This window comes from Aquimarina algiphila (assembly GCF_947494415.1).
In the GTDB taxonomy this organism is placed as follows: Bacteria; Bacteroidota; Bacteroidia; order Flavobacteriales; family Flavobacteriaceae; genus Aquimarina; species Aquimarina algiphila.
Genome location: NZ_CANLVC010000002.1, coordinates 528,739 through 551,275, shown reverse-complemented (window position 1 = coordinate 551,275; position 22,537 = coordinate 528,739). Strand labels below are relative to the sequence as shown.

General features: G+C 32.3%; 21 protein-coding genes. 3 read left to right on the top strand and 18 right to left on the bottom strand.

Annotated elements, in window-relative coordinates; genetic code table 11:
- Window positions 1–15: 15 nt before the first annotated feature.
- The 10 genes from PQF96_RS04885 to PQF96_RS04840 all read right to left on the bottom strand — a co-directional run bounded on the left by PQF96_RS04885 (window position 16) and on the right by PQF96_RS04840 (window position 8,393).
- Complete coding sequence (locus PQF96_RS04885; protein ID WP_271765295.1) at window positions 16–447, bottom strand: helix-turn-helix domain-containing protein; 432 nt, start codon at window positions 445–447, stop codon at window positions 16–18.
- Entirely contained in the window at window positions 410–1,789 is a 1,380-nt protein-coding gene (locus tag PQF96_RS04880; RefSeq protein WP_271765294.1) for a dicarboxylate/amino acid:cation symporter, read from the bottom strand. Before PQF96_RS04880 ends, PQF96_RS04885 begins: the two co-directional genes overlap by 38 nt.
- 238 nt (window positions 1,790–2,027) lie before the next feature.
- Window positions 2,028–2,561, bottom strand: coding sequence for a hypothetical protein (locus PQF96_RS04875; RefSeq protein WP_109435087.1), 534 nt, complete (start codon window positions 2,559–2,561; stop codon window positions 2,028–2,030).
- Between the two features lie 138 nt (window positions 2,562–2,699).
- Window positions 2,700–3,716 carry a hypothetical protein gene (locus PQF96_RS04870; RefSeq protein ID WP_271765292.1) on the bottom strand — a complete coding sequence of 339 codons (1,017 nt, stop codon included), beginning with the start codon at window positions 3,714–3,716 and terminating at the stop codon, window positions 2,700–2,702.
- 165 nt (window positions 3,717–3,881) lie between these two features.
- Window positions 3,882–5,327 (bottom strand): serine hydrolase domain-containing protein, encoded by a 1,446-nt coding sequence (locus tag PQF96_RS04865; protein ID WP_271765290.1) that lies wholly within the window; start codon window positions 5,325–5,327, stop codon window positions 3,882–3,884.
- A gap of 38 nt (window positions 5,328–5,365) precedes the next feature.
- On the bottom strand, window positions 5,366–5,497 hold the full coding sequence (locus PQF96_RS04860) for a hypothetical protein (protein ID WP_271765289.1): 132 nt from the start codon (window positions 5,495–5,497) through the stop codon (window positions 5,366–5,368).
- A gap of 106 nt (window positions 5,498–5,603) precedes the next feature.
- Entirely contained in the window at window positions 5,604–6,323 is a 720-nt protein-coding gene (locus PQF96_RS04855) for a hypothetical protein (protein WP_271765287.1), read from the bottom strand.
- Window positions 6,324–6,439: 116 nt separating this feature from the next.
- Entirely contained in the window at window positions 6,440–6,955 is a 516-nt protein-coding gene (locus PQF96_RS04850; RefSeq protein ID WP_271765285.1) for a hypothetical protein, read from the bottom strand.
- A gap of 113 nt (window positions 6,956–7,068) precedes the next feature.
- Window positions 7,069–7,833, bottom strand: coding sequence for a hypothetical protein (locus tag PQF96_RS04845; protein ID WP_109435082.1), 765 nt, complete (start codon window positions 7,831–7,833; stop codon window positions 7,069–7,071).
- A gap of 134 nt (window positions 7,834–7,967) precedes the next feature.
- Window positions 7,968–8,393 (bottom strand): winged helix-turn-helix transcriptional regulator, encoded by a 426-nt coding sequence (locus PQF96_RS04840; RefSeq protein WP_271765283.1) that lies wholly within the window; start codon window positions 8,391–8,393, stop codon window positions 7,968–7,970.
- A 103-nt stretch (window positions 8,394–8,496) separates the two neighbouring features.
- Here PQF96_RS04840 and PQF96_RS04835 point away from each other — a divergent pair, with 103 nt between their 5' ends.
- The 3 genes from PQF96_RS04835 to PQF96_RS04825 are packed head-to-tail and all read left to right on the top strand — an operon-like array spanning window position 8,497 to window position 10,071.
- Entirely contained in the window at window positions 8,497–8,790 is a 294-nt protein-coding gene (locus tag PQF96_RS04835) for a DUF1330 domain-containing protein (RefSeq protein WP_271765282.1), read from the top strand.
- Between the two features lie 20 nt (window positions 8,791–8,810).
- Window positions 8,811–9,275: an SRPBCC family protein gene (locus PQF96_RS04830; protein ID WP_271765281.1), complete on the top strand. Its 465-nt coding sequence runs from the start codon at window positions 8,811–8,813 to the stop codon at window positions 9,273–9,275.
- Window positions 9,276–9,285: 10 nt separating this feature from the next.
- Window positions 9,286–10,071 (top strand): SDR family NAD(P)-dependent oxidoreductase, encoded by a 786-nt coding sequence (locus tag PQF96_RS04825; RefSeq protein WP_271765280.1) that lies wholly within the window; start codon window positions 9,286–9,288, stop codon window positions 10,069–10,071.
- 57 nt (window positions 10,072–10,128) lie between these two features.
- Here the strand turns inward: PQF96_RS04825 and PQF96_RS04820 are convergent, their stop codons facing one another.
- From PQF96_RS04820 to PQF96_RS04785, 8 genes are all read right to left on the bottom strand, one after another.
- A complete protein-coding gene (locus tag PQF96_RS04820) occupies window positions 10,129–10,548 on the bottom strand; it encodes an SRPBCC family protein (protein WP_271765279.1) in 420 nt (139 codons plus the stop codon).
- Between the two features lie 82 nt (window positions 10,549–10,630).
- Window positions 10,631–11,002 carry a nuclear transport factor 2 family protein gene (locus PQF96_RS04815; protein ID WP_271765278.1) on the bottom strand — a complete coding sequence of 124 codons (372 nt, stop codon included), beginning with the start codon at window positions 11,000–11,002 and terminating at the stop codon, window positions 10,631–10,633.
- Window positions 11,003–11,097: 95 nt separating this feature from the next.
- Window positions 11,098–11,529 carry a hypothetical protein gene (locus tag PQF96_RS04810; RefSeq protein ID WP_271765277.1) on the bottom strand — a complete coding sequence of 144 codons (432 nt, stop codon included), beginning with the start codon at window positions 11,527–11,529 and terminating at the stop codon, window positions 11,098–11,100.
- Window positions 11,530–11,638: 109 nt separating this feature from the next.
- The gene (locus PQF96_RS04805; protein ID WP_271765276.1) at window positions 11,639–14,005 is read right to left on the bottom strand and encodes a hypothetical protein; all 2,367 of its coding nucleotides are present in this window, start codon (window positions 14,003–14,005) and stop codon (window positions 11,639–11,641) included.
- Window positions 14,006–14,079: 74 nt separating this feature from the next.
- Complete coding sequence (locus tag PQF96_RS04800) at window positions 14,080–15,480, bottom strand: fibronectin type III domain-containing protein (protein WP_271765275.1); 1,401 nt, start codon at window positions 15,478–15,480, stop codon at window positions 14,080–14,082.
- 119 nt (window positions 15,481–15,599) lie between these two features.
- Window positions 15,600–16,943, bottom strand: a complete 1,344-nt coding sequence (locus PQF96_RS04795) for a PKD domain-containing protein (protein WP_271765274.1) — start codon at window positions 16,941–16,943, stop codon at window positions 15,600–15,602.
- Between the two features lie 32 nt (window positions 16,944–16,975).
- Window positions 16,976–20,461: a T9SS type A sorting domain-containing protein gene (locus tag PQF96_RS04790; RefSeq protein ID WP_271765272.1), complete on the bottom strand. Its 3,486-nt coding sequence runs from the start codon at window positions 20,459–20,461 to the stop codon at window positions 16,976–16,978.
- Window positions 20,462–20,475: 14 nt separating this feature from the next.
- A complete protein-coding gene (locus tag PQF96_RS04785; RefSeq protein ID WP_271765271.1) occupies window positions 20,476–22,533 on the bottom strand; it encodes a fibronectin type III domain-containing protein in 2,058 nt (685 codons plus the stop codon).
- Window positions 22,534–22,537: the final 4 nt, after the last annotated feature.

Genomic DNA, 22,537 nt, shown 5'->3' with positions numbered 1-22,537 from the left:
GTGGATTTTGTAGATTCAATCCTTTTCTAGAACTGATTTGGCAACCGAAATGAGTTCTTTTCGGTTTTTCACTCCCGTTTTTCGGTAGATGTTATTTATATGTGACTTTATAGTCGAAATATCTACAAAAAGTTCATCCGAAATTTCTTTATTTTTCTTTCCTGTGACTATTAGAGCAATAACTTCTTTTTCTCTATTGCTAATTTTTCCTTGATATGCCATATCAAATTCATCCGATAGTTTTGATTTTCCAAGTAATATCCCAAACCAGCATACCAGAACTATGAATGGGACTAATAATAGAGAGTTTATACTATTGATTTCCACGATTCCGTAAGAAGCAGAAAGATGAAATATATCGAATACAAGAACTCCGATAAAAACAAGTAAGGCTAAAATGCCCAAAATCTTATTCGACTTTATGATAGGTAATATTTTTGTCTTCATTGGTACGTGTTTTAGTGTTTGATGTAGTCCCATAAAACTTGTTAAAGATTAAGCATGCAGTAAGATCTCCGGTTACATTAACAGCTGTTCTAAACATTCCCAAAATACGATCTATCCCAATAATAATAATAAGACCATCAATCGGAATTCCTGCACTCTGTAATACCGTTGTCAAAATAATAACTCCACCTCCTGGAATGGCGGGAGTTCCTATAGAAGCGGCCACAACGGTGAAGGTGATTAATAGTAGGTTGATTATGGTCAATTCGATGCCATAAGCTTGTGCCAGAAATAAAGTCGTTACACATTGAAATAATGCTGTTCCATCCATATTAATTGTGGCTCCAACCGGAATAATAAAATCACTGATATTAGAGGATACCTCTAATTTTTCATCTGCTGTTTTCATAGAAAGCGGCATAACCGCAGCAGAACTGGCGGTAGAAAATGCCAATAGTTGTGGTTCCTTAATTGCTTTTAAGAACTTGAAAGGGTTTTTCTTGGCTACTACTAAAACCAGTACTAAATAGAATGTCACTAATACGATCAGACCCAGTATAACTACAACCATATAGTATCCTAAACCAAGGAATATTTCAATGCTTGTTCTGGATAACAAAGCTGCTATCAAACCAAATACAGCATAGGGGACCAGCATCATAGCCCATGATACTATGATCATACAAATTTTCTGAATAGCTTCTGAAAAACGAATAATAGGTCTTGCTGTTTCTTGACTGAGTTGGGTAATTGCTACACCAATTATGATGGTAAAAATTACAACGCCTAACATTTCTCCCATTAAGATGGACTCCAGCGGATTATTAGGGATAAGGTTTGATATAGCATTTGGAATGTTGTCAATAAGACTAGTCTGTTCATCAGTAACGATTTGACTTTTACCACTATTTGGAAATCCACCAAGTGTGAAAATATACTGGCCGGGTCTCAAAATAAGTGTTACAGCCAGACCTATTATGATAGCAATAGCAGTAGTAAAAACAAAATACAGTAATAGCCGAAGACCAAAGGTTTTAAGGTTCTCTGAGGTGTTACTCACAATTCCCGTAATGATTGATGTAAATATCAATGGGATCATGATCATCTGAACCAGCCTCATAAAAATTTGACCCGGTAGATCAAGCCAATCGGCCAGCCGCAAACTAATATCCTCTGAAAGCAGTCCTGTAGATGGATTAAGTAGAATCCCTAATCCCGCCCCTAAAATGATTCCAATACTTACCTTAATCCATAATCGACCTTTTGTAAGACGATCTAAATAAACTGATAAATTATTAAGAGGTCTGAATTCTATCACGGTGTTCTTAATGTTTGTCAACATGTTTAGGTATGGTTCGTTGTGGAAAATATCCGCAAGGTTTTTTTGCTTTACTCAAAGTTAATGAAATTGCAATGAATTTTGATTTAGAATTCAGTCATAATGAGGTGTACAGGGTATTGTTCTACGTTTTATTTTTAAATGATTATTGGTTCATCAAAATTAGAAACCAGGGTTAGCCCTTTAGCAGGATCTGCAGCACAAGTTTTAAGGTGATCGATATAGTTTCCACTTTGTAATCTTATCTAAACTCGGCATTAATACCATTTTTTTCTGCAAAAGGTTTGGCTATAAAGTATAATTTATTCTTTTTATCATTGAGGAGGGATGCTTTTTCGGCTTGTAGCTGTTCGATGGCTGCATCAATTTTATTCTGACTTTCTTTGGCATCCATCATTTTTGCTATTGCCATATAATCGGTCTCATACGATTGTTGTATAAAGGTATATACTTCTAAAGATGCATCGATTAATTCCTGAGTATCTGTTGTAGGTTTTAGATCTTTTACTTTTTTAATATCCTCATTGATTAAAGGGATTAAATAGGTTTCTATATGTTCGACATAACTTTCTGTATACCCTATTTCACTATCAGATAGTTTGATGAGCATATTTTGCTTTTGGGATTGTTGCATACTTGTAAAGTCTCTTTTTCCAAAATTAAAATACCTATTGACATTTAATGTTGTCTTACCAAAATAACTATCAGGAGTATCTCCTGAGCAGCCTACGATTGTAATACCTATAAAAAAAAGTAAGAAAGTTTTAGTGTTCATTATGTATAGTGGTTATGTATTTAAGTTTCAAAATTATCATTTATGTTGTTATAATTACACCCTGTTAAAGGTGAAACTTAAATATCTTTTGTTTTACTTGTTGTATATTAATTTAACGTACCAAATTTCTATCTATTTTTATTGACTATTTAAGTTATCCAATAATTTAATTATCGTGGTTTCAAAATCATGTTCATTTTGGTAATAGGATTCTAAGGCTTTTCTAAATTCAGGGGTGTTATAATTACTATAAACATTCCGATCATCTATAATTAATTGATGTGCAGTACTCCCCAGTTTTTTCAATTCGTCTTGTACAACTCTACCACATAAATAAAACATAGATGCATGCCATAAATGCCCTGGATACTTTATTTTTAACCCTTTTTTATTAAAGGTTTTACTAATGCCTTCTCTGTAAGGACCGCCATACCGAAAGAATAGGTGTGATCCTTCATGAAATAGGATTTCAATACCTGTTGTACTTTCTATTCTAGGATCTAATGTAGATATAAAAAGGTTAAATTTAGGTCGTGTAGGTGTATAAGCACCCGCATAATTTGCATATGCTGTTAAATCGACTCTAACTTTGGTTTTTGTGGGCCAATCGGTGAGAGCGAGTTTTACCATTTTAGAAAATACATTGGCTTCTAATTTTTTAATTGTAGACAGATGTTTTGTGATGACCTGCTTATTTTGTTTCGTGTGAATAGGCCAAAACGTAGTTCTGTATACCTCTGAAGCTTGATTTAGAATTTTTGTATAATGTTTAGAAAACAAGGTATCTGTTATAGGTTGGTCTATTGGTTGTTTTTGAAGCCAAACGCGTTCTCTGCCAAGCCCTCTGTGTAAACTTCTATCGATGATGTTCTTTTTGTAATATGTAATTGCTTCAGTTAATTTTTTTGCTTGCTTATCGTTCAAGTTTTTATATACGACTGCTTCATTAATATCCAGTAATCGGTGTCCATCTTCTTGTATCCTTTTTTCCTGATCACCACTAGCTTTTTGAAATAAAAAATGATGAAGATTGATCCAATAATCACTATAGAATTCAAAATAATCCGTTTCTGCTATACTTGTATTGGTTTTATTCTGACTAAAGACACTACAGTTTATTACAAGTGAGATTAAGAATAGTATACTACATTTCATTCTTATAGATTTTAGTATTGCCAACAATTCATGTATAAGATGTGTTAGATGGTTTAAATACCCAATTTAGTAAATACAAACTGAATAGAAAATACATATGGGTTTTGGTAAGTTGAGTCGTATCAATAATTAATTACAATGAATTATAGTCAACATTAAGCGCAGTTACTTTATTTTTTTATATTCTCGTTTGTTATTGACAATTAGGATAGGATTTCTATTTTCTTGATTATAGACAAACTTGTATTCATTCAAGGTTGATGTATCAATAAATAGACTATCCGAAATTTGTGTCAAATAAGAAAAATTTCCATTCCAATGTCTTTCTATTAACAATAGGCTATCTGAAGGTTTTACTGAAAAAACGAATTTACTATCAGCGTATTGATAATCACCACTGAATTGATGTATTGGTTTATTGTTAGTTAGGTTTTGGATAAATTCAACCGGTTCTTTTGCGAAAGGATATCTCCAATCATATTGTCTTGTTATTGATCGTAAAATTTCTTGAATTAAATACCTTCCTGCATATGAATTTGTCATAACCATCGCCCCATTACATTCGCCATTTTTCGTAAATCCGATAAATTCACAACGGTATCCTTTGTTTGTTCCTCTAAAGGAAAATACGGTCGGTTCTTCTTTATTATCCACAAAAAGACCTAGGTCAAGCATTTCCTTCGCACTATCAGCAGTTAAAAGACTATTTGGTTTCTTATTAAGGGAATCTCCAATTGCCACAATGAATTTTAATATATCAGAAGGGGTGGTCCATAATCCAGCTGCTGCCAGCTCAGGATAAAATCTCCAGCCACTACCTACAAGGCTGCGATCATAATTGTACCCTAGAGCTACGTTTTTATTTTTATCTGCAAAAGTTGGATCAAAAAAACTCGAATCCATTTTAAGGGGTTTTAGTACTATAGAGTCCATAGCATCCGAGTATCTTTCTTGTAAGACATCCTCAATGATTTTTTGTATGACAACATATCCACCTCCAGAATAAGACCAATCTGAGCCTGGTTGAAATTTTAACTTCACAGGTGTATTGTTAGAAGGGCTGGTTCCATTTAGAATACTTATTAAATTTGGGATACTATCTTTATTTTCATAGCCTTGAAACCCTCCAACAGATAATCCAGATTTATGTGACAAGAGTTGGCGAAGAGTAACTCTAGTAGAATCCTTATAATTTGAATAATCTATTTTCCAATTTTTTAAATAACTATTTACATCTACGTCTAAGGAAACTAAATTACTTTCTACCATTTTTAATATGGCAAAACAGGTTATAGGCTTGCTTACAGACGCGGCTTGAAATATTGTATTTGAGTCAATAGAATCTTTTTGTTCGATATTGCGAAGACCGTAACCCTTTTTTATTCGGAAGGTATCTTTGTCTATAACCGAAATACTAACCCCAGGAACACCATAATATTCCATTCTTTTATAAATATTATACTCTCCATTTTTACCATTTATAGAAGCGGTCGTAATCAAACCATTCTCAATTTTTTCTATACCAATATTCATTTTAGAAATTGAGTCAGATTTACAGGCCAAAATCACTAATCCTAATAAGAGTGACATTAGTTTGGTTGAGACTTTCATATTTCGATAGGTTTTTATATAAATATAAACGCAGAACTCTATAATAGATTATTAAGATAAGTAATATCAATTGCAAAACCAATGTACTCTAATTTGGCGAGTTCAATCGCTTTGTGTTCTTCAAATATGGATTGGCCTCCAAATGCATGGGCAATTAGTATGACGGGCATTTTGGTTTTAATATTTTGATTATGAGCTAAAAAACCTTCATAAATTCCATCAGAATCTCGCTATGTTATTTTCTTAGTTGTAATCATTTAATAGTTATAAAACATTTTATTCTTCTACATCGTTCTCGGCATTAATTTTATTTCCATCCTTATCCAAAATGTCAAATCGAGTATTGTCAAACTTGTCAACATAAATTTTGATCCGTTCATTACCTTTAGAATCATAAATGAATAGGCCGGTGTTTTTACTTTCTTCCCGACCAAGGAACATTCTATAAATATTAATTTCTGAATCCAGATATTTTTTAAATTTTAAATACTCATTATCCTTTTCCTGTTTGGTCATTGATTTGGTTCTTTCTAGAAATTTATCGTAAAGTTTTTGAACTCTGATGGAATCCGACCTTTCTCTAAAGAACATTCCATACCACCTTTTCCATTCCCCTTTTTCGATGTATTCATCCTTCATAATTGCCATAATCTGATCATTTTTTTGCTGATCAAAAGTTATTCCGGCAAAATTTTCATCATCTGTTCCATCATAATAAATACCACCTACTTCATCGCCAACACGATTAAAAAATATTATTCCGGGTAAATCTCTATCAGAACCGGGATTATTAGGCACACCATGAGTAGTGGCTAAAGCCTGTTTTTCTGGATTGCTGATAGCTATATATAGGTTTTTATCGGCACCAATAATGCTTAATCTTTCCGCTTGTATTTCTTTAAATGTTTCGATTGCACTGGTTTGTCTGTCAAAAAAAATAAAACAAGCCAGCAGGAGTAAAAGGATAAAGTTAATCGTTGGAAGATGTTTTTTCATATGATGAGTTTTTTATGGATAGATAAGATTAGTTATGTGCATCTAGGTTAGGTAAATAGATCATTTTACATATCCTCTTTTTTTATACATAGTAAGGAGAAGTTATGTTTGATTTATTAAAAGTTAATCATCTTGATACTTTTTGATTCATTTTCAGAAAGTACTACGTGCTGCATTATTCCACCTCCTGTTTTATCCCATAACATAAAAGCAATGATGTAATAGTCACCCTTAGGAAGATTATTAAATTTAAATTCACCTTTTTGATTACACATTGTTTTTTTTGTTTCGTGATATCCTTTGGGGTCAGGAGTAAATTTGGGAATACCATCTTCTACATAAATAAATCCAGAATTCTTATTTTGGTATATTTTACTTAACCTCTCCTCAGTATAAAGACAGTTAGGCATTAATTCTATTCTAAATTCTTCTCCAAAGCGTAAATCTCCTTGTTTTGATTTGAATTTTGCGACTCCTTTTATCGTTCCTTTTCCTTTGGTCTTGAACCACTTTACCTCTTCATGATCGAACTTATTTACTATTGTAATAGGAGTGTCATTTTTTGTCTTTTGTTTGTCAGAACAGCAAATGAACAAAAGTCCGACTATAAGTAAGGATAATTTGTTCTTCATAATGTTTGTATTAATTTTTTTACAACTAATAGGGGATAGTTAGTCGCATATTTTAAATAACTAAAATAGTAAAAGGAAACCAAGCATCACAGGTTAATATTTTGCTAAAACAATTAGTTGGCAAATTTTGATACTATTTCATCTAGTGCGTTTATATTTTTCTGAGTATTTAAATAATTATCGATTTTTATGTCTCCCATATTTTGGATACGATACTCAGGAAGTGCTTCTTTAAACATTAGAAAGACAAAGGTGTCAACTATACGCTCTTTATTGCCATGAGAAAGCTTATATTTCTGAACAATTGAGTATTCCATTCCCATATGAGTGATTTCATGGATTATAGTATTTGCAGGGTTTTGATAATTCATAAAACTGCCTTCTTGAGTGGTCAATAAAGTTATAGTTCCTTCATCGGGATCATAACTTCCTCCTGTTCCATACAGAGTTAATATAATTTTATAAGTATCAAATATATTGAACTCCCAATCCCAATCCTTTTTTTGAGCATCAATTTGATTAATTAATGAATTAATAAGATTGCTATGTTTATTTAATTTTTCAATGGCTTTAGTATAGTGTTCTTTATTGAATATTTTGGTTTCTAAAAGAGTGTAAATGGATGTAAAATCTTCGTTTCTAAATGTTCCATTTTTTGATTTAACAATCAGTGAATCGATTAACTTGTGTTTAGGAAGGTTTATGGTATAGCCTTGTTTTTCAAAAAAAGCAATATCATTGATCGTTCTCCAAATAGATGTTGCTTCTTGCTCAATGATTACAGGAACAATCTCGATTCTTGAATCTAATTCCTGGGCTTTACAAGATAGATGTATTATAATAAAAGTTAGTATTAGAAATAGTTTATAAAACTTCATATCATTAGTTATACATTTTGTTTACATTATAGTTTTTTTAAATGTTTTGTTTAATTAGGTATTCCATAATTCAATTAATATTTCTCTCTAGGTAAATTACATTTGTTTACTTCTTTTAGCAAAAAAAATGTAATCTAATTTTTAGAAATAGATTCAAACTCTTCTAAAAGGGCTGCACTCATTTTGTTTTGTAATGCCTTACCTCCCTTTATGAGGTTTGAGACATATATTCTATCTTTATCAGAAACTTTTCTATGATTTAAACTCCATTCAGACATTGCTATTATAATAGGCATTAGATCAATGCCCGTTTTGGTTAATGTATATATGTTTTTTTGCTTGTGTTTAATATCTCTTGTTTTAAGTATAACACCTGATTTTTCCAATTTATTAAGTCTGTCTGTTAAAATATTACTTGCGATTTTCTCATCAGAATCTCTTATTTCATTAAAGTATCGTTTCCCGTCAAACATAATATCCCTTATTATTAGTAAAGTCCACTTATCTCCAAAGACTTCAAGGTATTGATTTACAGGACACAATGATTTTGACTCTTTCATTTTTTTAGTTTTATTTAAAAACTAGTTGTAAAAAACAATTAGTTTTATATATTTGTCTAGTTGTTTTTTGCAACTGGTCAAATATACATGAAAAATTAGATTTATGAACAGAGGTTATCTTATAGAAAATTATACAGTGACAGATAAGAAGAATTACGTTCCTCCTGTGAAAATAATAAATGAAGTATTGGAAAAGTTTAATGGAAAATTTTTGGTGGCAACGCCAAAATCTAAAAATTTATTTGGGTCACCATTAGAAGTTGTCGTAGTGATAGAGTTTAAATCGGTTAAGAATGCTCAAGAATTTTATAATTCTAAAGATTATGAGAAGTATAAAAAGCTATATGAAAATACAACTCGAGGTTGGATAAGTTTAGCTCCAGAATATTTTAGATAATAAAATTAATACAAATGAATATGGATTTTAAAAAAACAATTAGAGTTAAAGCATCAAAAGAAAAAGCATTTGAAGCAATAACAACTGAAGTGAATAAATGGTGGGGAAACGTAGATAACAAAGTAGCTAATGAAATTGGACATGAGTTTTCTGTTTTTTTTGAAGAAGATACAGAATGGCGTTTTGTAATTTCAGAATTGGAAGAATTTCGTCATGTCACTTGGAGATGTATTTATGCAAATCATTCATTTTCAGGTCTTAAAAACATAAAGAAAGAATGGTTGAATAGCAAAATATCTTTTGTTTTTAAAGGGCTAAGTGATGAGATGATAGAAGTTTCATTTACCCACAAAGGGTTAACCCCAAATTTAAATTGTTATGAAATTTGTGATGCTGGGTGGACTCATTTTATAGCAAGTAGCCTTAAGCAATATTTAGAAACGGGAATTGGAGCTCCAAACTTAGTAGCGAATAGTCAAAATTAAAACTCAAAATATGAATAATCAATTATTAAAAAACAAGAATGCGCTTGTTTTTGGAGCCAAAGGAGCTACAGGAATGCAAGTGTCAAGAACTTTAAAGGCACATGGGGCCGTTATTTATATGTCTGATATTAATGTAGATGGCATAGCAGAAGAATCAGAGATAGGAGAAATAAGAAAGTTGGACACTTTAGATGAGACCGCCGTTAAAGAGTATTTTAATTGGTTTAAAAAAGAAAACTTAGCTGTTGATATTGTGATTAATTTAAGTGCTTCGGATCCAGCAGAGTATAATCATGGAAAACCTGCTATGGAAGTATCTTTAGAGCAATTTATGATGCCTTTGAAATCCACTACTGCATGCCAGTTTCTTACTGCTAAAGCAGCATACCCAATAATGTCGCAACAAGGGGATGGGGTTATCATATTTATCACTTCTACCTTGGCTAAGGTGGGCTCTCCATGGAGTCCAGCATTAACAGCATCTCATGCTGCTACTGAAGGTTTACTAAAGAGTTTGGCAAATGAGTGGGGGCCAGAAGGGGTAAGAGTAATTGGTGTAAGAACAGAAGCAATGCCCGATTCACCTACAATTGACTATACTTTTGCTACTATGGGATCAAATATGGGAATGAGTAGAGATGAAATGCAGCAATTTATAACGCAAAATAAAACATCAATGAAAAAACTCCCTTCTACAGAAGATACAGCAAATGTTGTGGTCTTAGCAGCATCGGATTTAGCAAGTTATATGACAGGAACTATCATCAATCAATCAGTCGGACACATTTTGGAGTAGTCGATAAATATCATAATTCACTTTGTTATACGGCAGAGTGAATTATATTTCAGTAATCTATTTTATAAATGGTTGACCTTTTCCAGTTTCACACAATGATTTAAGGCTATCTAAAAACCTACCCCAATGATGACTGCAAAATCCAAAGAATTCACTTTCTTCTGCCCAATTTAAATGGGAGAATCTAAGGAAAGTAATGCCGTCTCTTTCTTCCAGTTCAAAAGACAAATTAGTTCCGATCCACTCCTTATCTCCATCTACACATTCCCAATGAACTTGATTTGGGGGATCTAGTTTTAAGATTTTCATTTTGTTGAAATATTCATCACCAAATTTGAAATGATTTATGTTTCCTTCTTCTGGTTTTGCAGTAGCTTCTTGTGTCCACCAGCCTTTTAAACCATTTTCTAATGTTATTGCATCATATACTTGTTTAGTAGATGCGGTAATTGTTAAGTTGTGTCTAATATTTGCCATTTCTTTCAATTTAATTATATAACGAATTCAATCTCAATACTTGGACATAGAATTCTTTGTTTTTATTCCTTCTATTGATTTGTCAAGTTGCTTTTTTACTTAGGTTTTCTGTCAATAGAATCCATTTTCCATTTTTGTTTATCAATACAGAAGTCCCAATTCCGTTTCCTTTTGTATACTTTTTATTAATAACACCTTCCCAAAAAAAATCAAACAAGAAAACAGCAATTGACTCGTTTTTTAATACCCATTTGACATTTTGTATTGAATATTCTTCATTCTTGATTACCGAAAAATTATTTTCAAAAGCAACCTTCACCATTGATTTTCCATTATGCACAGTTCCATTTGAAAATGTCACACAAACATTATCATGAAATAATGGTTCAATATTTTTCCATTCCTGCGTTTTTAAAGCAGTTTCATATGCTGTTATAAAATCTTCTGGCTTCATTTATATATCGTATTTAATTGCTGCTAACGTTTCTTATATGATGAGTTTGAATCCCGAAAGTATCATGGATATTATACACATTGTTACATATAGTTTTATTTTATTTCAATTTCAAATAATAAAATTTCATTTTGAGAATCATCTTCTCGATAATAAAATTTCAAAATAGAGCTTTTGTTCTTAAACGCTAAAACTTGTACATCAGTAGTTTTTACATCGAAATCATAATTGCTTTTTAGATTTTCAATTTTTTTGATTTCCATTTCATTTTTAGTCTTGATTGTTAAACTTCCATTGCAATCATGACAAGGAGTATCATCAAAGTATTTTACATTTAATGTGTCAATAGCTCTAATTTTTCCTTTCTTTAAAATGATCTTGGAATTTTTACTAAAAATATCACCTACTTTTATAAGTTTCCCTCCATTATAAACTTTCCAAAAAGATATAGTGTCCGTAGCAATTTTCAGTTTTGCAAACCCCACTACTGAAAAAAATAAGAATAATAGTGTCAGGTACTTTTTCATTTTTAATCAATTATACACAAGAATTATACGAAAGAATATGGTATGATGTTTTTTTAATATAACAGGAATAGCTATCAGCAATAAAGTTAGATAAAATAGGTATGCGATACTAAAGCATTTTGTGAAACCTGTCAGCAAGACGTATTTCTATATATTTTACAATCTCTGTATCAGAACGATCTGTTTGAAACATTTCAAACACTTTAGCAGCGTAATTCTTTTTAAAATTCCTCATTTCTTCTTTGGGATGTTTGATATGCTCAAGTTTAAGATTCCATGATATTAAGGAGTTTAACAGCTCTTTATGAGCTTCATATCTTTTTTGCAATATGGTTTGTTGTATTAAATCTTCTGGATCTTTGTCATCAGCGCTATTAATTTTTGCGCTTAAAATTATGTATTCATCTCTGATTTGTCTATCTATTTGTTGAGCTTCTTCTACCAGTTTTAGATAAGATTCATACAATTTTTGATTATAAAAATCTATAAAATCAAAATAGGAGTCCATTTCCTTAAGATAACTTAAGGCCACTTCTTTATATACTTTTTTATCTTTTTCCTGAGTTTCAATCAACTGATTGGTAAGTGTGCTAAGTCTTTGTTTTTTTCCTTTGATTAGATGAGCAAATCCTTCTTTTTCTGGTATTAAAGTTAAGTTTGGAGTGATCTCTTTAGGAAGTCCTTCAAAAAAATATTGCTTATATCTTATCTTAATAGAATCACTACGATTTCTTTCTTTTCTATTGATTTTAATTTTTGGTTTTTTAAATCCAAAAGCATAGTGATATCCAAAAGTGACTGTAAACTCATTAAAATTATCTTTTTGATCCACAGACTTAAATAATTGTATTGCGTTTAAACTAAAATTGTGCTTTTCGAATGCTACATACCCAAGATTGAGTCTAAAATTAGTGATTTTTGAGTTTCCTGATATTCCGCTGGATTGGCTGTATGATCCTCCCAGGCGAGAGGTTAAGGTTTTATTAAAAAAACGTTTGCCGATGCTTAGCGTTGGCCCCCAAGTCGTAGATTCTTCTCTACCTACAGTATTATAGGTTGCATTGATTGCTGTACTTATCGAAATGTTATTTTTAGGAATATTTATGCTATGCGCACAGCTTAAATTATGAAAACTTGAAACGTCTCCGATTCTTACATTTCCATCCTGCTCATTTGCTACATCATTTAAGACATAATTCACTGCTAGATTTTGAATTGATGTCTTCTTATTAGAAAGTATATAATTCATCGATACAGTAGCGTTCCTGGATAATTGTCTATAGTTTAATTCTTCTACTTGCTCATCTAATACATCAGCATCATTTACATCATCAAACTGATTAGGACGGGTATTGGTATAGGTTGTGAAATTAGAAAATGACCCTGTAAGACTTAATCTTTCTGATAAGGTAGCTTGTGCATTGATTGATCCTATGGTGCGATTTGTACTGTTTGCTTTTGCATTGTTTAAGTTATCTCTTTGATAACCAATATTTAAAGAAAGTGATAATTTGTTTTTGAAAAATGTGTTAGCAAGGTCAAGGGTTATGTTTTCAAAATCATTATTAAAAAAGTACGCCCCTAATGTTTCATACCCGGGATCGATACGTTCATAACCTATCCCCAGATTGATTGATTTTTGAGTATATCCAAAACGAGTTTTGATCGCATTATGATATTCTGTAGAGATACGATTATTAAAAAAGACTCCTGTAAGAGAAAAGTCATTTGTTTTTAAGGGGGTAGCCCTTATATCTTGTGATATTGCGGTAGAAGCATATTCTGTTTGTAATGTATAGTTTTTTCCCATTTTTATTTCACCTTCAATACTAAGGACTAAATTCTCTTTAGGCAGTATATTTCTGGCCTCTGGGATAAAGTCAATAGAGTTTTCATCATCTTTTGCATAAAAACCTGTAACCCCAAGACTATATTTTCCTTTCTTAAGTTGTGCTTTAATACCATATCCTATACGACTATACGACGGAGTTGTTCTGGGATTACCATCATCATGGATTGCTTTTCGCAGTTCACCGCTCATAGCGTTAATCGTTAGAGATTTTGAAGGAGTTAAATCAACACCTCCTCCTACAAACTGATGACCGTTCATAGTATATGGAGAAAAACTCATATTTACTGTTCCGATATGTGCAGTTACCCATTTGTATGTTGGATGTAGACTAAGTGAATTATATTCGAAAGGGAGTTGGTAATCCAGGTTTTCTCCCTGATTAGAAAAACTATATTCTATAGGCATTGAAAAACTATATATACTTACATTAAGCATTCCTTGAAGAAAATAGGTAAATGGACTTCTACCTGAGTTCTTATTTGCATTATAATATATACTATTAGCAGAGATTTGACCGTTTATTTCGACTGGTTTACTCTTTATAATATTAGTAATAGATTGGTTATCTATATTTTGCGAAAAAGAAAATATAGGAAACATTAAAAATAGGAATATCTTTTTCAAATCGTCACTATTTTTTTATCCCATTTAAATGCACCCATACAAGTGTGTAAAAAGATATCGTAATACTAATGGCACTATTTACTAGTATTGACAACACCATCAATTAATTGGTATTCAGTATTGATTCTGACATTATTAAAGTCAACCATAATTTTTGCATCTCTCATATAAGGTACCGTGATGTATCCCTTGCCGCTAAAAACGCCATTACCACCGCTCACTTCTTCTAAGCTTACATCAAAGTCTCCTGCTGTAAAACCTTTGCCTGGATCTAATGTTGAAAGAGGCTCTTGATTAGTGATTTTTATATCTGGTGCTATACCACAGTTGTAATTAGAAACCATATTATCCACAGCGGCTATACTGGTGGTAAATTCTGAAATTGCTGAATATACATAAGGGCCATTATTTATACATTGCCCTCCAATCCTGTATTCATAAGTAGTACCTGGTTCGAGATCATATATCGTTATTGTACCTACCGTAGTATTTCCTTTGAACCAATCATTTTCTGACCCTTTTTTTCGATATTCAGCTTGGTACTGTATATGATCTGAAACTTCCCAGGTAATACTTTCCTTGGTCATACCTTCTGACTCTGCTAATATATATTTAGGTTCTTCGCAAGTATCGTTATATGTAAAATGATAGATTTCACTATAACCATCATTCTTAAATACAGAAGTTTTACTAATCCCATCGTTTACATAAGCTCTAACTCGCCAGCCGTATGTTTTATTTGGTAAGAGTTGTGTTTCTCCAGGTCCATATAATAATGCTGTGGCACGAGTTGTGGTTTCAAATAGGGGAGGACTTTTTAAAAAGTCGGTTTGTGGATTTGTATTTCGATCCCATAATTCCTTTAGGGTGAATTCATATTCTACGTTGGTTGCATTAAGATGTCTGGGAGTCCATGTGAAAAATATATTTTGCGGGTTCTTGACAACCACTTGTTCTCCTCGTGAAGGCAAATTTAGTAAAGGAGGATCGTTAAGTACAAGGTATACTGTAGTACAATCTTTTCTGGATATTTTCTTACCTGATATAATATCATAAACTTCGAAGCAGAAACGATATAAACCCTCGGGTAAAGTAGTGTTGTATTGTTGTGGAGTAATTCCTTGCAAGTTATTCAATTCGAAATAAGGTTGTAAATCGAGATTACCTAATCTTGTCGGAATTCCACCTTCTAAGGTAATTGGAGATGCTCCTGTAACCAGGTCTCTGCTCTGTATAGATAATCCGGCACTATTTTCTATAAACATCTTAAGTCTAACCTGTATAGTAGGTTCGAGAACATCAATTAATACGATATTTAGAAATATTTTGTCTAAAGTAGCAGTACTATAATCTGATAATTTTAAACTATAAGGCGGTATTAACTGTGTAGTAGATTGAACCGGTAATATTTGTGCATATATAGATGTTATTAAAAACAATGATATCACTAAACAAGGTGTGATTTTTTCTTTCATCAGTTCCGTTATTGCTTTTTTTGGGGTTATCCTTCGACTTAGCTCAGTACATGTATAGAATTTGCTATTCAACATTTTCTATTTGTATTATTGTAGTTATGGCTCATATTTTCAGGTGCTTATCTTATTTTTTTCTGTGTTTTTATATCTACCAGGATGTATGAATTTTCTCCATCTTTTCTGAACTCCTTAATTTTAATAGCCCCTTTTTTACCTTCTTGTGTTTTAAATAGTATAATTCTAGGGGTAGTAGAATTATCAAAATATAGATTGTCATCTGTGTCAATAGTAAGATTTCTAAGTAGCGTATCATCTTTCATTTCATCAAACTGTTTATCTGTTAATGAAGCTGAACAACCACATAATTCTTGTGTATTTATAAATACAGTTGTTTTTGGGTCCCGGATATCGTCAAATGGAGTACCTGATAGCTTGTTAGGGCTTACAAATTGATTTCTTTGATATGTGCTGTTTAATCCATAAAAAACTAAGTCGATTGTTTTGCTAATCTCTGGGGTTATTTGTTGCTTGGTATACACTTCTCGTGTTGAAATACTGAAAAAACTACCTACAGTATTATTTTTATGGGCTGTATTGATTCCCAACTTTACATTTTTAAACTCTCGTAAATTAGTATTCTTATACAATGTAATCCTTTGAGTTGTTGTGTTACTTTCTTTACCGTTAGTGGCTGTAAGGGTAATTTTTTGTTCACCAACGGTATTAAATACTACCTCTATATCTTTGTCTTTTGAAGTGGTGATATCCGCACCTTCAATGTTCCATGTATAGCCGGTTGCACTAATCGATGTGTTTTTGAAATTAACTTTTGCGGGTATTTGATAATCATCATCTTCAAAAGCAATGGTGTAATCAAAGTCAGTAATTAGGTATGGTGCTACCTTAATAGATGTGCTTTTTATATAGGTTTCTCTACCATTACTAATCTCTAATGATATGATGTGCTCTCCTGGTTCTTTAAATACGACCTCTCCGGGATCTTGATCAGTAGAACTTGACGGAGTGCCTCCTTCAAATATCCATGTATAGGTATCTGCTCCCTGGGATAAGTTTTTAATAGTATAGGTGGCAGGAGAAAAAGTATTGATCAAGTTAGTGACCGTAAAATCAATTGTTACCGGGTTGTCAATTTTAATATCTAAGGCTTTGGTGTCTTCAGAACCATCTATATTAGTAGCAGTAAGTGTTATTGTATAGATTCCTTTAGTATTGAATTTAATGATACCCGGGTTTCTATCTATGGATCTTGAAAGATTTGCTCCTTCAAAACGCCACTCATATTGATCTGCCCCTTCTGTTCTATTAAAGAAAATGACACTTACCGGAATAGAATAGTCGTTTTCAAGAACCTTATATTCAAAATCTGCCAGTACAGGTACAGCTTCTTCCTTAAGACAAGACCAAAACAATAGTAAGAGTAGAATATGACCTATTTTTTTCATGTTCTTTTGGGTTCTGTTTTTTTTGAACTAGTCTATTCGATTACAAGTTTTCGCCTTGATGATCCTTGAGGGGTTTCTAGAAGTACTAAATATACTCCCGAAGGAAATGAAACAGAATAGTCTAATAAGAAGTCTGTATTATTTTGTCCTATTTTTTCACTGAGAACAGCTCCAGAGGATAGATTAATGATCTTAACCGAAATATCAGAAGCTTTTTCTAATGCTATTTTAGATTGAAATGCTCCTGTGTTGGGATTAGGAAATAGGATGAATTCTTTTATAAAGCTATCGTTATCAGACGGTTTGTAGGTCGCTATGGCCGGTTGTACTATGATCTTTTTAGTAAAATCTTCAAAACAATCTCCCATGTGAGATCGTAAATTAATTTCATAAGTACCTTCTTTATCAAAGATTACCGTAAGTTCGTTTTTATCTTCTTTAATTATATTAACCTCTTCAGAGATACTCCATTCCACTTTTTCTCCAACTGGATCACTAATATTAATCAGAGTCACTTCCTGATCTACATAAGCTTGTGTAGCGATTAAATAATGGGCATCGATTGCAGTATCAAAAACGACTACTTTAATGGTTGCCTGGTTACTACATCCTAAACCATTGGTTACTGTAGCTGTGTATAATCCAGTTTGATCAATCAGTATTGTACCACTGTTACTTGTAAACCCATTGTTGGCAGACCATGAATAAGTAGCCTTAGGGTCATTGATTGTAACATCCAGGGATAAAGTTTGTCCATCACATAGAGATTTTTTCTCGTTTAAGTTGATGACTATAGGTTCAGGGTCTTTTACAATTTTCTCATAAAATGCTTTACACCCTTTACTATCTGTGACCTCCAAAATATATGTACCCGCTGTTAAGTCTTTTATTTCTGTAGAAGTGTTACCTGTATTCCACAAGTAGCTATATGGAGGGTTGCCTCCTTTTACTGTTATCTGTATACGTCCATTGTTACCTTGATGACAAGTAGGCTCTGTAATATTTATAGGTTGGATTTCTAATCCATTAGGTTGGTCAATGCTAACAATGCCTTCAATTGTGCAGCCTTTACTGTCTGTAACATAAATTGAATGCTTACCTGCTTTTAAGTTATTGGCAAAGGCACTATTTGCTCCGTTGCTCCAATAATAAGAATATGGTGGTGTACCTCCCTTTACTATTGCTCTGGCAGTAGCATCGGCGCCACTAAAACAACTTATAATAGTTTTTTCAAAAGTGATTTCTAGTTTAGTTGGTTGTGTTAAATACATTGTACTATCTATAGCTGTAGCCAAGATGTATTCTAATTCATCATCACTATTTTTTATAGAAATATAGTTTCCTAATACAATTCCATTTTTATCTGTAATGTTTAGCGCATAATCTCCAAAACTTTGATGATTAATTATACTATCGTTTACTGGTATTGCTTTCCAGACATTATTTATTTTCTTTTTCCAATGATAATAGTATGGAAGCTGATTTCCTTTTTGGTTACGAGGGACATTGATCGTTGGGCTAACAATAGCCTCTGTGTTATAACGAACTCCCCCAGTAACATGAGCCACAAGTTCACCATCCTGAAACTGATCTGGAATATTTAAAGGTGGTTCAAAATCCCTACCATTATTATATTCATTATTTATATTACATGAAATAGGATTTACAATTTCAAAAGTTACTTTAAGAGGGTCGGGTTGTTTTAAGTTGAATGTTATGTTTTCTTCAAAACAGCCTGTCGTATATGTAGCTTCATTATAATTTTTATCTGTAACCTTTAGTGTATATATGTCGGCTCCAATAGAATGAAGGGTGATTACAGATCCTTCGTCATCGGGCAGAACTTCGGTGTGCACAGTGTTTAGAACAGTTCCTTGTGAATCTTTCCATTCATATGTATATGTTCCATCATCAAAAGGAGTCCCTCCTGTAATTAGATACCTGATTTTACCATCTTCAAAACCAAATGCAGTGGGTTCTTTATAAAACACATTATCCACCTTTAAGATTGTGGTAGGCTCTTTGATGAAGTTTATTGCAATTATTGCAGAAACATCATCTTTAAGATATCCGTTACAATAGATGTTTCCAACTTTTTTTCGTACCCGAATTTTATAAAGATCAGGTTGAAGATTTTCGACTATGTGACTATCATTATTTTCAAAGTTATACCAACTCAAAAGATTCGTATTACTTACACTTTGAATCGAGTATTGATAAACACCATCACGACCTCCTTCTGCAGTAATGGTAATTTTTCCGTCATTATTATTATCAGGATCATCATCACCATCATTACAGCTAGAATCTTTAATATTAGTGCTAAAAAGAACTTGTGTAGGATCTACAATATTTATCGGATCTTTAGGATCTCTAACTACTGTACTTAGTATCTGGCCTCCGATTGTCATATTTCCTCCTGCAAACTCTATGTTATATTCTCCAGCTTTTACTCCTGTAAATGTATAGCTGTATTTATTATTATCTTGTGTGAAAGAAGTATGAATACCACTGGAATGTATTACGCCTAAACTATTGGCAAGATTGATGGTTAACTTTTCTTGTACTGAATTATTCAGGTTTCTACTAAAGGATATTTTAACTTCACCATCGCCTCTATAACAAATAGGGTCAACAGTTTCAATTTTTGTAACGTGTGGAGCAGATGGATAATAAGTAAAAGATATAGGATTTGAAACTCCGCAACCTGCATCTAATTCTAATCTTACTCTTTTACCATATGCGGCTGGAGTTAAAAATTCTTTTCCTTTTATGCGTAGTACTTTTTTACCATTTTCTACATTGACATATCGCGATGAAATCGATCTATAACGGTCATTACCTACTTTGTATTTCCAATAGTAGGAATAATTCTCTATGAAACTATCAGGAACCGCAACGGTTATATATTCATCATCTCCTAAGTATAAAGGTTCGCTTGGAGTTTTTAATTCTATTATGGGATCAGATTTCACTTCAAGATCTCGCATATAAACATAAGCAGCATGATAGTAAAATATATCTCCATAATTTCTCCCATCCGGACTCCAAAATCCAGTATACCCTTGGGGGTAACACGCTCTATTATATTCTACTTTTATAACATCCATGCCTCTATTCCTAAAATCATCGGTATACCAACTCTGAGGAAAATCATAAATAGCAAACCCTTTACATAAAAGCCTGTCTACAAAATCACTATCTATATGAATTTGAATAGGGAATTGGTCTTTTGTAAATTCATGGTCACCGGTATTATACGAGAATACACCCGTTTTTCCATTGGTGCCAACGGTTTTAACCTTCTGGTTGTTTTTATCAAGAAAACGGATTTCTTTAATTCCTTTATCACATACTGTAGTGCCAAAAAACCAAGGGCCATCAGAATAGGATCTGTTTCCCGAAACTGTAAGTTTGTAATAAGCTTTATTACCTTCGGTTAAAGTGATACCTTCTTGACCAGATATGTTTGAGATTGTTCCTGTTATAAGTACCAGTAGTATGATTATTTTTCTCATGATGGTGTACGTTGCTAGTAAATGACTTCTACTGTTTCGGTCTGGGGTATTGACCCTTCAAAAATGGTTTTAAGAATATAGGTATAGGTGTTGTCAGGGTTTATCCTTGTATCTACTATTTTATTAATATGTGACGGTATTTGTTTCCATAACATGGGAGCTTCTTTATTTTTAGATCGATACACTAATATTTCTGCTACTTGATCAGGCATTTTTCGCCATGAAAGGGTTATATTTTTTGTTTCTCTATCTGCTATAGCATTAAACCCTTTTATAATATTACTTCTGTGCATCATATTAGCAGTAATAGTTAATGGGGTAGAAGGTTCAGATTTTAATTGGCTATCATCTACTGCAAAGATTGCATATCGATATTTAGTACCCGATTTTATAGTATTATCAGTATAATGTGCAATAGTATCGGTTTCAAAAATGTGTTGCCAATCATTTTCTTCTTCAAGTTCTTTTCTGTATAAATGATGAGAGATCACATCTTCACTACTACTATTGATCCAATGTAAAGAAATTCCTTTTTCTGTGACTTTATAATCTTTAAACACAGGTGGAGTTGGTGCTATTATATCAGGTTTTTTCAACTCTAATTTTTCAGAACGATCTGATTGATTATAGCGCTTATCCAAAGCGATAACTTGATAATAAACTTTTGAATTTAATGTTTCTATGTTTATTGTATCTGTAAAGCTATTTGTAGTGATAAGTTCAGCATTAGAAGGTATCGTATTTTCTTGCTTTAAGTTTGCTCTAAAAACCGTGTATCCCAATATGTCTTTTTCAATATTAGCTTGCCACGATAAATTAACTATCCCCAAAGAATCTATAGTGCCTGTAAGGTCAATCGGCGCATGTGGTGGTATTGAATCTATGGGTTGTACAAAATGCATCAACGAGGTAGTTTTTTGATGACTTATCCCAAGAGCATTAATTTTATAATAATTAGAAGCCTCTACTTTTTGAATTGTTGTGGATCTTGTATGATTGGGAATATTCGTTTTTATTGTGGTGTATGGGCCATCATGTTTTGACGCCCAATCAATTGAAAAACCTTTAATTTGTTTTTCGGCTTCTTTGTCAAATTCCCAATTCAAGAGTACCTGATCAAGAGATTCAACTTTATGAGATACAACTTTAGGAGTAGTTGTGAGTTTTGAGATGCCTTTTGCAGATAATATTTTTGATGGTGGACTTTTTTCTCCAAAAGCAGAAATTCCTATAAGTCTGTAATAATACTTTTTATAATTTTCGGTAATACTATCTGTAAAGAACATTTGTTTATTTAATGATCCTTCATGATTAAAATTGACATATGGGGTATTTCCATTTATTCTATCGAAATTTAAGCCGTCTTCAGATTTTTCAAGGTGATATGCTGTATAAATTGACTTATAGATTTCCTTATCCCATGTTAATGTAATTTTTTTATCTTCTGGTAAAGCAAAAAGATCTATTGGAGCTGGTAATATTTCTTCTTTTTCAACATCTATTAGTTTTAGCCCAGTTTTTATTTTAATTTTTGGAGCTAAACTCTTTACGCGATACAGGTATACAACATTTTTTTCAATACTAGTATCCATATATCCTAAACCAGCCATTGTAGCTGCCTCAAAATCCATATCTGCAGACAATAACACATATGAATATTTATTATCAACACTTTTCTTTGTTTTTAGAATATTCTGAATTGGATTTTCTACGGCTTCAATACTGTTTTTACCATATATCAATTGGGCTATAACCAAGGCATAATTATTAGTATCTGCCAATGCTTTAAATTCTTCTAAAGGTTTTGGAGCCACGGTATCAAGTATTTTTTTTTCATAAGACGGAGGCATCAGTTTTCCATTTTTTTTAACTGTAATTCGCTCTATCTCATATCCGTACTTGTTTAATTTCAACCATGCTATAGAAGATGTAGGCCCCCAACGTAACTTAATATGATTGCCTCTTTTAAGAGCCAACACCTTAATCTCAGCAGTTTCTTGCTGAGAAAATAGTAGTTGAGGTACTCCTAAGAATAAAGTAAAAACTAAATATATCGTTATTTTTTTCATCATAAAA

Coding starts and splice junctions, on each gene's coding strand:
- PQF96_RS04885 (WP_271765295.1), bottom strand. CDS start 447: ATGAAGACAAAAATATTACCTATCATAAAGTCGAATAAGATTTTGGGC.
- PQF96_RS04880 (WP_271765294.1), bottom strand. CDS start 1,789: ATGTTGACAAACATTAAGAACACCGTGATAGAATTCAGACCTCTTAAT.
- PQF96_RS04875 (WP_109435087.1), bottom strand. CDS start 2,561: ATGAACACTAAAACTTTCTTACTTTTTTTTATAGGTATTACAATCGTA.
- PQF96_RS04870 (WP_271765292.1), bottom strand. CDS start 3,716: ATGAAATGTAGTATACTATTCTTAATCTCACTTGTAATAAACTGTAGT.
- PQF96_RS04865 (WP_271765290.1), bottom strand. CDS start 5,327: ATGAAAGTCTCAACCAAACTAATGTCACTCTTATTAGGATTAGTGATT.
- PQF96_RS04860 (WP_271765289.1), bottom strand. CDS start 5,497: ATGCCCGTCATACTAATTGCCCATGCATTTGGAGGCCAATCCATATTT.
- PQF96_RS04855 (WP_271765287.1), bottom strand. CDS start 6,323: ATGAAAAAACATCTTCCAACGATTAACTTTATCCTTTTACTCCTGCTG.
- PQF96_RS04850 (WP_271765285.1), bottom strand. CDS start 6,955: ATGAAGAACAAATTATCCTTACTTATAGTCGGACTTTTGTTCATTTGC.
- PQF96_RS04845 (WP_109435082.1), bottom strand. CDS start 7,833: ATGAAGTTTTATAAACTATTTCTAATACTAACTTTTATTATAATACAT.
- PQF96_RS04840 (WP_271765283.1), bottom strand. CDS start 8,393: ATGAAAGAGTCAAAATCATTGTGTCCTGTAAATCAATACCTTGAAGTC.
- PQF96_RS04835 (WP_271765282.1), top strand. CDS start 8,497: ATGAACAGAGGTTATCTTATAGAAAATTATACAGTGACAGATAAGAAG.
- PQF96_RS04830 (WP_271765281.1), top strand. CDS start 8,811: ATGGATTTTAAAAAAACAATTAGAGTTAAAGCATCAAAAGAAAAAGCA.
- PQF96_RS04825 (WP_271765280.1), top strand. CDS start 9,286: ATGAATAATCAATTATTAAAAAACAAGAATGCGCTTGTTTTTGGAGCC.
- PQF96_RS04820 (WP_271765279.1), bottom strand. CDS start 10,548: ATGGCAAATATTAGACACAACTTAACAATTACCGCATCTACTAAACAA.
- PQF96_RS04815 (WP_271765278.1), bottom strand. CDS start 11,002: ATGAAGCCAGAAGATTTTATAACAGCATATGAAACTGCTTTAAAAACG.
- PQF96_RS04810 (WP_271765277.1), bottom strand. CDS start 11,529: ATGAAAAAGTACCTGACACTATTATTCTTATTTTTTTCAGTAGTGGGG.
- PQF96_RS04800 (WP_271765275.1), bottom strand. CDS start 15,480: ATGAAAGAAAAAATCACACCTTGTTTAGTGATATCATTGTTTTTAATA.
- PQF96_RS04795 (WP_271765274.1), bottom strand. CDS start 16,943: ATGAAAAAAATAGGTCATATTCTACTCTTACTATTGTTTTGGTCTTGT.
- PQF96_RS04790 (WP_271765272.1), bottom strand. CDS start 20,461: ATGAGAAAAATAATCATACTACTGGTACTTATAACAGGAACAATCTCA.
- PQF96_RS04785 (WP_271765271.1), bottom strand. CDS start 22,533: ATGATGAAAAAAATAACGATATATTTAGTTTTTACTTTATTCTTAGGA.